Origin of the sequence: Crocosphaera sp. XPORK-15E (assembly GCF_034931425.1) — a bacterium.
Lineage (GTDB): Bacteria > Cyanobacteriota > Cyanobacteriia > Cyanobacteriales > Microcystaceae > UHCC-0190.
The window spans coordinates 46,952-61,495 of the sequence record NZ_JAYGHQ010000003.1 but is presented as its reverse complement, the minus strand read 5'-3'; the positions used below and the strand labels follow the sequence as shown (position 1 = coordinate 61,495).

The window sequence follows — 14,544 nt, the reverse complement described above, 5'->3', positions numbered from 1 at the left end:
TTATCATAAATTTTTATCGGAAGTTTAAGATTAACCTGATTTTAAAATTAAATTATATCTATATTTCCATAATTACCTTAATAATTAGGCTATTTTTAAAATAACATCCTAATCCCTCCTAACACCGAAAAATTATCAACGCTTTCTCCTTCTTCTCTTGCAAAATCAGATGTTTTTCCGACTAAACGTATCCAATTAATACCCAAATAAGGAGCATAGTTACGATTGATTTCATAACGTAACCGTAACCCTAATTCAACATCATTAACCCCTGAACCAATACCAAAATTTTCTACTTCTTGAGCAGCAAGATTAATTTCAAATCTGGGTTGTAAAATTAATTTTTGAGTAACTAATAATTCTTGTTCTACTTCAAGTCTTGCTGATATATCTCCATCTTCACTAATAAATAAAGCGGTATCAACTTCAAATAAATTAGGAGCTAAGCCTTCTACTCCAATGACAGCAAAGACACGACCTTTATCATCATCAGGGCTATATTCTCTATCATATCGTAAACCTACTTGTAAATCCCAAAAAGGGGCAATTAAATAACCATAAAGCAACTGTATTTCAGCGTCTCCGCTTTCTTGTTGTGCAAAAGCAACTTCTCCTTCAGTTTTTAACCAAATTCTTTCATAGTCACCTCCTATCCAACCTTGAACATCCCAATAAAATAAATCTTTTCCATCACTCCCACGATATTCTAATCGATCTACTAATAAAAGCCAAAAAATTTCGTCATCTTCTATGGGTGATGGCCAGTCTTCTTGGTTTTCTTCATTAGTATTAGGTGCTTCATATTCTTGTTGTGCGAATTCTTGATTAAAGTTTTCATTAATTATAATATTTTCGGCAAAATCTTGTTTAAATATGTCCTGATTATTGTTAGTAATAGTTTCATTGAGCTTGAAATTTTCTAAATGCTCTAAAGTTTCAGCTTTAATCATAGAAACATCCGTCAAAAGATTAACAAAAGACAATATTCCTGTAAAAATACTAGAATAAATTATTTTTTTTGAGTGCATTTAACTGGCCTCAACCGGACGATCAATAATAGCAACAGTCCGAAACATTCCTACTTTCATGTGATAAAGAAGATGACAATGTAAGGGCCATTTACCAGAAACATCGACGTTAACTTCGACAGACATTTTCTCAGCAGGTTTCACAATAACAGTATGTTTACGAGGTTTATATTTACCTGCTCCATTATCTAATTCCATCCACATTCCATGTAAATGTATGGGATGTTCCATCATGGTTTGATTGATAAAAGTTAGACGTAATCTTTCCCCTTTATAAAAGGTAATTTCTTTTTCTTCTGAATATTTTTTGCCATTAAATGACCACATATAACGTTCCATATTTCCCGTCAAATGTAGTTCTATTTCTCTGTCTGGTTTTCGTTGGTCATAACCAGGAGAAATATTACGAAGATCGCTATAAGTTAAAACACGAGTTCCTGTATTTTCTAACCCTATTCCTGGTTCATTTAAGCGACTTTGTACCATCATAGGAACACCAGCATTTCCTACTCCGAAATCATTTGAACTGTTCATTACTGCTTCATCATTAAACATATCATGATCCATCGTTGCCTGATCATTATGTTCTGACATATCATGATTCATAGTTGAATTATTATTCATTCCCGACATATCATGATTCATGTTTGAATTATTATTTATTTCCGACATATCATGATTCATGTTTGAATTATTATTCATTCCCGACATATCATGATTCATATTTGAACTATTATTCATTTCCGACATATCATGATTCATTCCCATATCTTTCATTGAACGGACGGGACGTTCTCGAAGTTTAGGAATAGGTGCGCTCATTCCTTTACTAATAGCTAAAGTTCCACGTGCATAACCACTACGATCCATTGTTTCTGCAAAAATAGTATAAGCTTCCTCTTTTCTTGGTTGTACAATAACATCATAAGTTTCTGAGACTCCAATACGAAATTCATCAACAGTAACAGGTTGAATATTCTGACCATCTGCTTGCACAACGGTCATTCTTAAACCTGGAATACGCACATCAAAAAAAGTCATGGCCGCAGCATTAATAAATCTCAATCTGACTTTTTCCCCTGGTTGAAAAAGTCCCGTCCAATTTGTTTCTGGAACTAAACCATTCATTAAATAACTATAAGTAGCACCTGTTACATCAGCAATATCTGTGGGGTCCATTCGCATTTCTCTCCACATTGAATCATCAGATAAATGCTCAATAGTTCGTCTTTGGTTGTTGTAATAAGCACTCATTTTTTTGAGATTACTTAATACATCGTGGGGGTCTTCATAAGTCCAGTCAGAGAGAATTACAACATAATCTTTGTCATATTCAAAGGGTTCTGGTTCTATGGGATCAATAATCATTGCACCAAAATGGCCCCGTTGTTCTTGTAGTCCACTATGACTGTGATACCAATAGGTTCCATTCTGAATAACTGGAAATTCATAAGTAAAGGTTTGACCTGGTTTTATTCCCGCAAAACTAACCCCAGGAACTCCATCCATTTTAGATGGTAATATGATACCATGCCAATGAATAGAAGTATCTTGATTAAGATTATTAGTAACGTTAATTTTGGCGGTTTGTCCTTCTTTTAAGCGTATTAAAGGCGCAGGAATTGTATTGTTAACGGTGATTCCTGTGGCAGCTTGACCACCAATTTTAACGCTGGTTTCTTGAATTGTTAAGTCAATAATATCAGAGTATTTTATCTCGTTTTTAGATGATTTAAGAGACTTAATAGGTTTACCATAAGCAGGAATTAAATAATCTAATCCAACAGCTAAACCTAGTCCTGTTGTCAAACGCAAAAAATTACGTCTATTTAATGGGTTTTTCATTCTTTTAGAGATATTGTTTAGAAAGCTTAAACAAAATGAATTACACCGAGAGGGTGATTTTATCGAAATCTATCAGTTAGAATCATGGGATTTTATCAAGAAAATAATCATAGATAATTTATGATTTTTTCTTTTTAGGAGGACGGGAATTTTGATCATGTCCTTCATGGTCATGATTACCACAATTATTGTACCAATCTTGTGTTAATTTAGATTGATCATTGTCCAATGTTTTCGCATTGACTGGGTTAGCAATGAACTCAATAGCAAAAGTTCCACTAATGACTATTCCCAATATTAAGGCAGATTTTAACCTTTTCATTATTGTTGAAGAATCCTAAAATTGACTACATTTTGAGTATGACAAAAGAAAATGAAATCACCATGAAATGGCTTTAAAAATTTTCAGTTTATTGTTGGGTCTGATGATGGTTCATAGTTCCGGTTCCAATTCCCACCATTTCCCCCATTTGGTGTATTTGTCCTGCTAATTGCTCCATTTCTGACATCATCTGTTGATGTTGCTTGTGCATTTGGGTGATTTCTTCTGGAGTCATTTGCTCCATTTCTTCTTGCATTTCTTTAAGCATTTGCTGCATTTGTCCGATGGATTTTTGATAACTTTGACGTATTTGCTCAGGAGTCATTGATGAGCTTGCTTGAGCGACTATAATAGGGGTAATAGGAGAAGTTTCTGCGACAACAGGAAGACTGGTTAATGATGTGCTTATTCCCAATGCGATCGCTATCATAACTTGATTACTTATAAGTTTCATGATGTTATCCTTTTTAAGTCTGATTTATCTCACTTCTATTATTGCTCCTAAAAATGAAATCAGGATGAAATGACTCTATTATTTTTTTAAGTCACAATTATTGATTATTATGTTAATCATAGAAGTATCAAAATCAAAGGGAGATAATTGAAATAATGCGTATTCTTTTAGTTGAAGATGAACCCGACTTAGGAAAGGCAATTAAACGCACTTTAACTGAACATAATTATATTGTAGATTGGGCGCAAGATGGGGAAGAAGCTTTAAGCTTTTTAGAAATGGGTTCTCAACAGTATACTTTAGGAATCTTTGACTGGTTACTTCCTAAGTTGTTAGGAATTGATTTACTCAAAAATATACGACAACAAAATAATCCTTTACCTGTTTTAATCTTAACAGCTAAAGATCGGGAAGAAGATAAGGTTATTGGTTTAGATGCAGGTGCAGATGATTATTTGGTTAAACCCTTTGGTATGGCGGAATTATTGGCAAGATTACGCGCTTTACAACGTCGTTCACCTTATATAAATCCCCAAGAATTAACTTTAGGAAATATCACTCTAGACTATGGTAAATATGCCATTTTTTATAAAAAGGGAAAGGGCAATAATCAGTTAATAGAATTAACAAGAAAAGAATTTCAATTATTGGAATATTTCATGAAACATTCTAATCAAATTGTCACCCGCGATCAATTACTCTCTCAACTTTGGGAATGGGGAAATGAACCGATGAGTAATGTTGTTGCTGCTCAAATTCGTTTATTAAGACAAAAATTGGCTCCCTATGGTGGAGAAAATTGGATTAAAACAATTTATGGATTAGGTTATCAATTTACAGTTGATAATCAAAATTAATGGGGTAGTAATGAAACAAAAACAAAAGTATTTTTCCTTATTTAAACAAACACAGAGACGTTTAGCTAGTTGGTATGTTGGAATTATTAGTATTGTTTTGATAATTCTGGGATTTGGCGTTTATGAAGCAATTATTCATGCTCATCAGATTACTATCGAAAAAGAATTAAAAACCATTGCAGGAACCCTACATGATAGTTTTGAACCGATTCTTGATCAACCTGGTATATTAGAAGATGAAGTTATTCAATTAATGCCTAATTTGTGTCGGGTTAATAATCCTTGTATTTCTAAAAATAATCTTTCTAATTATCGTTTAGGAGCAATTGAAAAGGGCCAATATTATTTACATCTCTTTGATCTTTCTGGTAATTTAGTCGCCTTTAATGGACAACAACCCAAAGGACTACCGATTAAAAAACACAAAAAAAAACAGGAAATTTTAAAAGATAGTCAACAAAAACGTTATTTACAAATTTCCTATATGTTACATAATAGAAAGGGAGAAAGTTGGGGATATCTCCAAGTTGTTAGAAGTCTTGAAGATTTTGACAATTATCTAAAAATTGTTGCTATAATATTACTATTGGGATTGCCTTTGGCGATTATTATAATTGGTGTTTCTGCTTGGATATTAACAGATTTAACCATGAAACCTGTTTATCAATCCTATCGTCAGATTCAACAATTTACTGGGGACGCGGCCCATGAATTAAGAACACCTTTAGCGGCAATTCGTGCAACAGTAGAATCTCATTTAATGAGTTCAATTTTAACAGAACAAGAAGCAAGAGAAACCTTGTCTATCTTGGGACGACAAACCCAAAGATTATCGGCTTTAGTTGCTGATTTATTAATGTTATCTCGTTTAGATTGGCAGTTAAACTCTAACTCAATTAATATTAAATATGAGAAAATTTGTCTTAATGATCTCATTAGTGATGTTTTAGAAGAATTAGCATCTTTTGCAATATCATTAGATATCGTACTACAAGCAGAAATCAGGGTTAATTATCCCTTAGAAATTCAGGGAGATACAGAACAAATTTATCGTTTACTCTTTAATTTAGTGGTTAATGGCATTCAATATACTCCCAAAGGAGGCGAAGTAATAATAATTTTAGAAAAAACGAATAAACTAGCAATAATTAAAGTAAAAGATACAGGAATTGGCATTAATTCACAAGCCTTACAACATATTTTTGAAAGGTTTTATCGGGTTGATCAAGGTCGTTCGAGAAAAGAAGGGGGTTCAGGGTTAGGGTTATCCATTTCTCAAGCGATCGCCCAAGCTCATCATGGTACAATTGAAGTGAGAAGTGAAGTTAACAAAGGCAGCTTATTCATCGTTCAATTACCCAAAATATTGTAGGGGTAATTCATGAATTACCCCTACAAATTCTAACCTATCCAGTTACCATGAAACCCACTAGGAACCCGCACAGGTAAATGTATCGTTGCGATGGGTTCCTTTTCAAAATTAGCAGGATCAATAATTAATAAATCACTGGTATTTGTATTCTCATTGTAAACGAAAGTAACAACATAACCATCTAATTCACCTGATTTATTTGGGTGGGGTATAAAGGAAGCTTCACCGCAATAACAACCTGATTTTAGTTGATGAGTTTTATGGTTTTGGTTAACCATATCATATTGAATTAAAGCAGGAAAATAGCCAATAATTTGTTTTTTAGCTAGTAAGTCATTGTCAATATAAGGGGTATAACCAAAGCGGTAAGGTTGTCCCATTCTACGACTATCAATAATAGGAAATTCAATGGAATGATCATCAATAGATTTTTGATTAATTTGATGAGTTTTCAAATCAATAGTCATTCTTTGTAGATTAGATTTATTAGATGAAATTGCTTCTAGATTGGTTTCTAGGTTCATTTTAGGATAGTGAACATAATCAATTGTTAATTGATTATCTTTTTCAAAAGAATTCATAAAATGCCATAGCCAAAAAGCTTCTGTTTTCAGATAAATAGGTTTTTTTTCAGGATGATGACGATCAACTAAAATAATGGTTGTTCCCCCTTCAGGTTCCCAAGTAAAAGGGGTATTATTTGCCTTAGCTTTTTCCATATTAAAAATCAAAGGACAGTCAAAGAAAATGGCATAATTTTCAGTGAGTGCCATATCATGTATTAGTACAGGTTTGGCAATTTCAATGGGATAATTTCTAATAATTTTTCCTTGTTTATCAGCAATATAATAATGTAAATAAGGTGAATTAAAAAATGAATAACGATAGAAATGTAATTCTCCTGTAGTATAATCAACTTTGGGATGGGCTGTCATAGACTGTTCTAAATTACCCTGAAAATTCCATTCCCCAACTGTCTCTAATTCTTGCGTTATTTCATAGGGTAAACCAATCTCATATAAAGCCAAAAGTTTGCCCCCATGGGACATAATATTTGTATTCGCATAATTCTTAAATTTTAATTCATCAAGTTCTTTTCCTTCAAACCTTTCATAAGCAAGTCCGCGAGTTTGAATCCAACGATTTTTATAACTAGCTTTTCCATTTTCCAAGTAAATTCCATGTAACATTCCATCCCCTTCTAAGGGATAATTATAAGACTCAGGTTTAAACATGGGATTAGGGCCATTACGAACATACATCCCCTTAATTTCTGGTGGAATTGTTCCCGATACTTTCAAATTACTAATATCAAGTTCTTGGAAAACTGGGGCATTAATTCCCTTCAAAAAACTATTGTCACTTTTCCAACTTTTGTAAGAACTATATTGTTTATACATGGGTTGAGATTGTACAGGTAAATTATGCAATGCCATCGTTCCCAAAGCGGTTAAGGTTGATTGAATTAAAAAGTCTCTTCTTTTCATGATTTTAATCCTTAAAATTTACTATTTTTGAGCATTTTTGTGGCCAGTTGTGTATCAATAGCAATGCTATCAGTCGGAAAATTACGCATTACATCTATTGCTGTCCATCCCTCTTTATCCTGATGAATAGCAGCAGAAACTAAGGCTCCACGAATGGCATAAAATCCATTAGAATTAGGATGGGTACTAAAAATTTGACCCATACTTTTTAATAAATCTTCCATTAAAGGAGTTCGCAATAAACGAGAAAATCTTACCCCATTAATAGTATGACGTTGCTGTAAAGTTTGACGCAGTTCAATTAAAGTCTGCTCATCAAATTGACTAGCATAAAGAGCAAATTCTTTCGTAATTCTTCCCTCTTTAGCATAAACTTCTAAAGAATCAACAGATAAGGGAAAATTGAACGGGCCATAAATAAAGTAAATTTTGTCTGCACTTAAAGCAGCTTGTGGAATTAAAGGAATAATTAATCCCCATAATCCCAACCAAAAACAAGAAAGTTTGGTCATATTTGTAACAGTAAATTTGTTGGAACTAAATAGGTTGCGGTGAATTGCTAATAAGGTTACAGTAAGTCCACAACTGAGGGCCTTGTAATTAATCAAATATTAACAAAGCAACGGGAAAACCTAAATTTTGGTGAACCCCTTTACAGATTTTAAGATTAACTTTATAGTTAAATTGTAGGTTAGTTAATTTTGTAACAGAAAAAGTCTTTAAAGATGAGTAATCAAGCAACTACTACTATTCAGATTGAACATCAACCCAGTGAAGCACGTTTACAAGAATTAGGGGTTAAACGCTGGCCCATTTGGAGTAAAGAAGTCTCTGTCTTCCCCTGGACGGCTCTCCCGACATCTTGGTATAAAATGTATAATCAGATACAATACTTAAGATGGTGGGTTACGACGCGGATTAAAACTTATTAGTTTTTCCTCAAAATCGTTGCCGCGTCTAACCCACCCTACGAATTATAAGCTTTACTTATCACCACAGGTACGGGAGAGCCAATCTAACTAAATTATTTTGAGCAATATGTCAATTTCTAAACCGGAAATAAAACAACTCTTAGAAAGAGTCATTTTTGAAGAAACTCATCCCGAAGACTGGGTAGAAGATGTTTGGGCTTTAAGTGCCATGCACGGAGACAGTGGAGCAAAATTACTTGATGTTTTTTATGCCTTAATTGAATGTTGTTCTGAGGAACAATTAGAAAATTTATTGCATACTTTATATCAAAAACAACTAAAATAGGACTGACGAAACACCAACCTAATTTATGTTTTTTGTAGGGGCAATTCATGAATTGCCCCTACGGGTAGCTTAAACCCTTCGGGCTTTGGTAAGCTTAAAAGACCTTAGCTTCAAGAGATTTCAAGTATTCAGTATTAACCCGTGATTCGCGGGTTAAGGCAATTTTACCAGTGCGGGCCACTTCCCTAATACCAAACTTATTTAACATCTGAAAAATTGCTACCATTTTACCAGGATCACCAACAACTTCTACGGTAACAGTTTCTTCAGACATATCAACAATTTTCGCTCGAAAAACCTGCACTAATTCCAGCACTTCTGCTCGGTTAGCTGCACTGGCATTGACTTTAAGTAACATTAATTCTCGTTCAACACAAGGGGTTTGAGTAATATCATTAACCTTAAGAACATTAATCAATTTATAGAGTTGCTTCGTTAATTGTTCAATGCTATTATCATCCCCAGGAACCACCATTGTGATCCGGGAAACCCCAACTTGTTCGGCGGGCCCCACAGCTAAACTTTCAATATTGAACCCACGACGGGCAAATAAACCAGCGATACGGGTTAAAACTCCCGCTTCATCTTCAACTAAAACAGAAAGAGTATGTTTCATGGTTATCAATAGGAAAATCTGGCAAACAATCAGAAATTAAGCACAATCCTAAGATGATTATTGCTTATTTTCGCTTTCTTTTTTCCTTGGTCTTTCAGATTATCATAACAAAGAGAGGAAAGCCCAAAATCTTGAGTTAAACTATCATTTTTTAACCAAAACGATAGCCAAACCCCCGCACAGTAATTAAATATTGCGGTTGACCGGGATCTTTTTCTAATTTCTCCCGTAACCAACGAATATGGACATCAACGGTTTTGGTATCCCCCAAAAAATCTGGCCCCCAAATTTGTTCAATTAATTGATCCCGTGACCAAACACGGCGCGGATAGCTCAGAAATAGCTCTAATAAGCGATATTCTTTGGGAGAAAGGTTAACTTCTTCCCCTCGAACCAACACCCGACATTCTTCGCTAAATAGGGTAATATCCCGGAAATGTCGCACAGGCGCGGACGACACATTATTAAAGCCTTGACGACGAATCAAAGCCCGACAACGAGCCACTAATTCCCGCATACTAAAGGGTTTGGTTAAATAATCATCGGCCCCCACTTCTAACCCCAAAACCCGATCAGTTTCACTGGCCTTGGCACTCAGAATTAAAATCGGCACAACATTGCCTTGATAACGTAACAAGCGACAAATATCTAAGCCGTTAACCTGTGGTAACATCAGATCCAAGATCAGCAAATCAAACCGGATTTGTCCTGGGTTCGGGTTGTCTTCGTCTTGCTGAAATAAATTTAAGGCAGTCCGTCCATCTGTTGCTGTTACAACTTCGTAACCTTCATCTTCTAAAGCCAAAACAATCATATCTCGGATGACATCTTCATCCTCTACCACGAGAATGCGGTAAGTCTGAACAACAGAGGGGTTAGGGGAATTTTGAGACACTTCAAAACACAGCATAATTACTCAACAGTTTGGTTCTAGGCCAACATATACAACAAAATTGGACATTTTGGGTAAAAAACTTTCTTTATTCTTTATTAATGTTAATTGATTATGTTATTACATCTCAGTACCTGGCCAGAAGTTGAACATTATTTAGAAACCAATCAAGGTATCATTATTCCTATTGGTTCAACGGAACAACATGGCCCCACTGGCCTCATTGGAACAGATGCTATCTGTGCAGAGGCGATCGCTAAAGGAGTGGGAGAGGCAACTAATAGCTTAGTGGGGCCAACAATTAATGTAGGAATGGCTTTACATCATACGGCTTTTCCTGGCAGCATGAGTTTACGTCCTAGTACCTTAATTCAGGTGATCATTGATTATCTTACCTGTTTAACTGAAGCGGGGTTTACGCGCTATTTTTTTATTAATGGTCATGGGGGCAATATTGCCACCTTAAAAGCGGCTTTTTCCGAGACTTATTATCAGTTATCTCAGCTAAAAATTGCCAAAGCTGATCAAGTTCATTGTCAAGTTGGTAACTGGTTTATGTGTCGTTCTGTTTATCAAAAAGCAAAGGAATTATATGGGGAGCAAGAGGGTTCCCATGCAACCCCTTCTGAGGTTGCTTTGACTCAATATGTGTATCCTGAGTCTATTAAAAATGCGCCTTTATCTGCTGATGTGGGGTCAGGATATCCCATTTATGGAGCAGCAGATTTTCGCGCTCATTATCCTGATGGTAGAATGGGATCAAATCCCGCTTTAGCAACCCCTGAACATGGGAAAGAACTCTATGAATTAGCGGTTAAAGAGTTGAGTGAAAGTTATCTTAAATTCTTGAATGCTGATTAATATAAAAGTTATAATTTTTTGATAATAATTGTAAAATGATGGCTATCAAACGTTCTAAAACTTCTAATAATCCTCCCGAAAAACCATCAAAATCACCTGAAGTAAAAAGAGAAAATAAAGAGTTACTTTCCCAAAAAGTAACGGAAAGAGAACAAGATAGCTTAGAAGAAAGTATTCGTCCTCATTGCTTCAATGATTATATTGGACAGCGGGATCTTAAAGATATTTTAGCAATTGTCATGGGAGCCGCCAAAACTAGAAATGAACCCATCGATCACTTATTATTATATGGGCCCCCTGGCTTGGGTAAAACTACAATTTCTATAATTTTAGCCTCCGAAATGGGCGTTAATTGTAAGATAACGGCTGCTCCTGCTCTAGAAAGACCAAGAGATATTACAGGATTATTAGTAAATCTTAAACCAGGAGATATTCTCTTTATTGATGAAATTCATCGCCTTAACCGTTTAACAGAAGAACTTCTTTATCCTGCCATGGAAGACTACCGTCTTGATATTACCATTGGCAAAGGACAAGCTGCTAGAATCCGTAGTATTCCTCTGCCTAAATTTACCTTAGTCGGAGCAACTACCAAAGTTGGGGCCTTAACTTCTCCTCTACGCGATCGCTTTGGACTAATTCAACGTTTAAAATTTTATGAACCTGATGAATTAAGCTTAATTATTTTACGCACCGCCAAGATTTTAAACACATCAATTACTCAAGAAGGGGCCCAAGAAATTGCCCGTCGTTCTAGAGGAACCCCTCGCATTGCTAACCGTTTATTACGAAGGGTTAGAGATTATATTCAAGTCAAAAAATTCGAGACAATTACGCAAGAATTCGCCGCAGAAGCTTTAGATATTTATCAAGTTGATCCCCAAGGACTAGATTGGACAGATCGCCTCATTTTAACAACTATGATTAATCAATTTAATGGGGGCCCCGTCGGGTTAGAAGCGATCGCAGCATCTACGGGAGAAGACAGCAAAACCATTGAAGAAGTTTACGAACCCTATTTATTACAAATTGGTTATCTTAATCGTACTCCAAGGGGAAGAATTGTAACCCCTGCGGCCTATCAACACTTAGGCCAAAACGGAGAAGAACAGTTATCGATTTTTGATGATTTGCTGTAATCAAAATCACAGCCAGATTCACAGTTTTGATTTATCTTTGACCTAAAAGTTCTTTTTGCATTGTTTTATTTTTCCATGAACGTTAACCCTAATATTATTATTTCTGCCCCCCATATCATGATTCCTAAAACCTATTGGAATCCCTTATTAGGAGAAATTTTGCGAGAAGCGGATCTGATTAATTCTGCTCAATTACAAACCGCATTAATGGATAAAAGCGAACATAAATGGCAGCGCATTGGGGAAATTTTAGCCTTACGAGGTTGGTTAAAACAGGAAACCGTTGATTTTTTTGCCGAAGAATGGAAAACCTGTTTACAACAAGGGGCCCAATATCCCATTGGAGAATATTTGAAACAAGCTGCCCTAATTAATGAGGCGCAAATTCAACAAATTTTAAAAGAACAACAACAACTTAAACTAAAGTTTGGGGAAATTGCAGTGGCGAAAGGCTTCGTTAAACAAACAACCATTGACTTTTTTCTCCATAATTTATTTGGTTATTGTTCTCAGGAATTCTTATTTGTTGCTTAAGTTCAAGAAACCCTATAAATTTACAACAGATTAGAACCCTAATATTAATTCTGTTCCTCAGTAAGATCAGTTACCGAAAGTTTCTCAATATTCCAGAATGCGCCCCCTAATGGTGAATATTGAATCCCGTCAAAACGGTTTCTAACCGCCGCTAAAGAATAAGGATTAACTAAATAAATAAAGGGTAAATATTCTGAGACTAATTCCTGGGATTCATTATAAATTTCTTTGCGCTTTTCTAGGACTAATTCTTGAGATCCAGCAACATATAAAGCTTCAATTTCTTTTTCCCAGTCAGCAAAAACTTGTCCGGTAATAGGTTGACTTCCTGCTTGGGGTTTTTGGTTAAACATATGTAAATTACCATCGGTGTACCAAATATTAGGTGAATGGGGTTCATTTCCTCCTGTAAATCCAATAATATGTGCCTCCCAATCTAAGGAATTACTAAGTTTATCAACTAAAACATTAAACGCTAAGGGACTGAAATCTACTTGCATTCCTAACTTTCTCAAATCTTCTTTAATTTGGGCCCCCATTGCTTCTCGAATTTTATTCCCTGCATTAGTAATTAAGGTAAACTGTACGCGATTTCCTTTACTATCCAATAATTCGCCCCCTTGATTATACTTAAAACCTTCTTGTAAAAGCAATTTTTTGGCTTTTTCAGGATCATAATCATACCCCTTGACTGATTTATTATAAAAGGGAGATTGCACAGATTCTTGGGTATTTTGTGGCCCACCTAAACCTCGATAAATATTATTAATAATCCGAGGGCGATCAATACCATAAGCAATGGCTTTTCTGAAATTGACGTTATTAAACCAAGCTGATTTAATGGGATCAATTAATGGTTTACCATCTCGTTTGCCTTTGTTTAAATTTAAAGACATAAATGTTGTTCCATAAGCAGGGCCACCATTGAAAATGGTAAAATTTCCGCGATTTTCTTCCTGTTTTAAGAGAGAAAAATATTCAGGGGTAACACTAATTGAGTCTAAACTTCCTGAGCGAAATTGTAATAAAGATGTATCGGTAGATTCAACAATTGCCCAAACCACTCTATTAATATTAGGTAGTTGTTTTTCTTGTTCATCTTTTTTCCAATAATAAGGATTTTTCTCAAAAATAATGCGCTGACTGGTAACATATTCTTTGAGTTTATAAGGGCCATTCACAATAATTTCATCAGGGGGTGTATCTGTCCCCCAAGCTGTTAAAAATGCTGGATTTCCTTCTTGATCTTTTTGTTCTATCGTTTTGCGTAATATATGGGCTGGTAAAATTGGAATACTAGCATTGTCTAAAAAAGGCGCGAAAGGTTCAGTAATTTTAAACTCAATTCGTCGATCATCTAATTTTTTAATCGTCGGAAAATCTCCACTTTTGCCAACTCTAAAACTATCCCGATAATTATTAGGTATTTTCTCATTCAAATATAAATCATTATAACTAAAAACAACATCATCAGCAGTTAAAGGCTTACCATCAGACCATTTTAATCCTTCTCTTAAGGTGAAAATAATGGTCAATTTATCATCAGAAAATTCCCAAGATTCTGCTAAAGCTGGTTCTTTTTCTGCCGTCAAAGGATTTTCGGTAATTAGTCCCTCATAAGTCAAACCAAAGACATTAGGAGATTCTTGAGATAAGACAGCATTAAAGGTTTTAGGATCACTTAAAACTGACAAAACAACTTGATTTTGACTCTCAGATGAGGCACAAGCTGTTAATGATAATACACATAAACCGATTAAAATAAAGCTTAATACACGACGATACATTGTTTTTATTGTCTCAAAATATTTCATGATTAATAACTAGCCAAGGGTTGATTTATTCCTACTATAACACGATGTTAACAAGCAAATAAGCTT

At 34.9% G+C, this 14,544-nt stretch carries 16 protein-coding genes; 7 read left to right on the top strand and 9 right to left on the bottom strand.

The features are described from left to right. Positions 1–95: 95 nt before the first annotated feature. From VB691_RS03165 to VB691_RS03150, 4 genes are all read right to left on the bottom strand, one after another. Complete coding sequence (locus tag VB691_RS03165) at positions 96–1,028, bottom strand: copper resistance protein B (RefSeq protein ID WP_323290011.1); 933 nt, start codon at positions 1,026–1,028, stop codon at positions 96–98. Further along, positions 1,029–2,873: a copper resistance system multicopper oxidase gene (locus VB691_RS03160; RefSeq protein WP_323290010.1), complete on the bottom strand. Its 1,845-nt coding sequence runs from the start codon at positions 2,871–2,873 to the stop codon at positions 1,029–1,031. Between the two features lie 118 nt (positions 2,874–2,991). Next, on the bottom strand, positions 2,992–3,195 hold the full coding sequence (locus VB691_RS03155; protein ID WP_323290009.1) for a hypothetical protein: 204 nt from the start codon (positions 3,193–3,195) through the stop codon (positions 2,992–2,994). 88 nt (positions 3,196–3,283) lie between these two features. After that, positions 3,284–3,649 carry a hypothetical protein gene (locus VB691_RS03150; RefSeq protein WP_323290008.1) on the bottom strand — a complete coding sequence of 122 codons (366 nt, stop codon included), beginning with the start codon at positions 3,647–3,649 and terminating at the stop codon, positions 3,284–3,286. Between the two features lie 155 nt (positions 3,650–3,804). Between VB691_RS03150 and rppA the strand changes: the two genes are divergently transcribed. Both rppA and rppB read left to right on the top strand, forming a co-directional pair. Next, entirely contained in the window at positions 3,805–4,506 is a 702-nt protein-coding gene (gene rppA / locus VB691_RS03145; protein WP_323290007.1) for a two-component system response regulator RppA, read from the top strand. Positions 4,507–4,516: 10 nt separating this feature from the next. Further along, positions 4,517–5,878, top strand: coding sequence for a two-component system sensor histidine kinase RppB (rppB, locus tag VB691_RS03140; RefSeq protein ID WP_323290006.1), 1,362 nt, complete (start codon positions 4,517–4,519; stop codon positions 5,876–5,878). 29 nt (positions 5,879–5,907) lie between these two features. Here rppB and VB691_RS03135 read toward each other — a convergent pair whose 3' ends face one another. Further along, on the bottom strand, positions 5,908–7,365 hold the full coding sequence (locus VB691_RS03135; protein ID WP_323290005.1) for a carotenoid oxygenase family protein: 1,458 nt from the start codon (positions 7,363–7,365) through the stop codon (positions 5,908–5,910). An 11-nt stretch (positions 7,366–7,376) separates the two neighbouring features. Then, positions 7,377–7,877: an alpha/beta hydrolase gene (locus VB691_RS03130; protein WP_323290004.1), complete on the bottom strand. Its 501-nt coding sequence runs from the start codon at positions 7,875–7,877 to the stop codon at positions 7,377–7,379. 213 nt (positions 7,878–8,090) lie between these two features. Between VB691_RS03130 and VB691_RS03125 the strand changes: the two genes are divergently transcribed. Both VB691_RS03125 and VB691_RS03120 read left to right on the top strand, forming a co-directional pair. Further along, positions 8,091–8,297, top strand: coding sequence for a hypothetical protein (locus tag VB691_RS03125; RefSeq protein WP_323290003.1), 207 nt, complete (start codon positions 8,091–8,093; stop codon positions 8,295–8,297). Between the two features lie 106 nt (positions 8,298–8,403). Beyond that, positions 8,404–8,622: a hypothetical protein gene (locus VB691_RS03120; protein WP_323290002.1), complete on the top strand. Its 219-nt coding sequence runs from the start codon at positions 8,404–8,406 to the stop codon at positions 8,620–8,622. 94 nt (positions 8,623–8,716) lie between these two features. Here the strand turns inward: VB691_RS03120 and ilvN are convergent, their stop codons facing one another. Both ilvN and VB691_RS03110 read right to left on the bottom strand, forming a co-directional pair. Further along, positions 8,717–9,238 carry an acetolactate synthase small subunit gene (gene ilvN, locus VB691_RS03115; protein WP_323290001.1) on the bottom strand — a complete coding sequence of 174 codons (522 nt, stop codon included), beginning with the start codon at positions 9,236–9,238 and terminating at the stop codon, positions 8,717–8,719. Positions 9,239–9,389: 151 nt separating this feature from the next. Continuing rightward, positions 9,390–10,148 (bottom strand): response regulator transcription factor, encoded by a 759-nt coding sequence (locus VB691_RS03110; RefSeq protein ID WP_323290000.1) that lies wholly within the window; start codon positions 10,146–10,148, stop codon positions 9,390–9,392. A gap of 96 nt (positions 10,149–10,244) precedes the next feature. On the opposite strand from VB691_RS03110, the gene VB691_RS03105 reads away from it, so the two are divergent. From VB691_RS03105 to VB691_RS03095, 3 genes are all read left to right on the top strand, one after another. Continuing rightward, positions 10,245–10,991: a creatininase family protein gene (locus VB691_RS03105; protein ID WP_323289999.1), complete on the top strand. Its 747-nt coding sequence runs from the start codon at positions 10,245–10,247 to the stop codon at positions 10,989–10,991. 38 nt (positions 10,992–11,029) lie between these two features. Beyond that, positions 11,030–12,130 (top strand): Holliday junction branch migration DNA helicase RuvB, encoded by a 1,101-nt coding sequence (gene ruvB / locus VB691_RS03100; RefSeq protein WP_323290173.1) that lies wholly within the window; start codon positions 11,030–11,032, stop codon positions 12,128–12,130. A 75-nt stretch (positions 12,131–12,205) separates the two neighbouring features. Continuing rightward, positions 12,206–12,664, top strand: a complete 459-nt coding sequence (locus VB691_RS03095; RefSeq protein ID WP_323289998.1) for a hypothetical protein — start codon at positions 12,206–12,208, stop codon at positions 12,662–12,664. Positions 12,665–12,708: 44 nt separating this feature from the next. Here the strand turns inward: VB691_RS03095 and VB691_RS03090 are convergent, their stop codons facing one another. Next, on the bottom strand, positions 12,709–14,451 hold the full coding sequence (locus VB691_RS03090) for an ABC transporter substrate-binding protein (RefSeq protein WP_416244663.1): 1,743 nt from the start codon (positions 14,449–14,451) through the stop codon (positions 12,709–12,711). Positions 14,452–14,544: the final 93 nt, after the last annotated feature.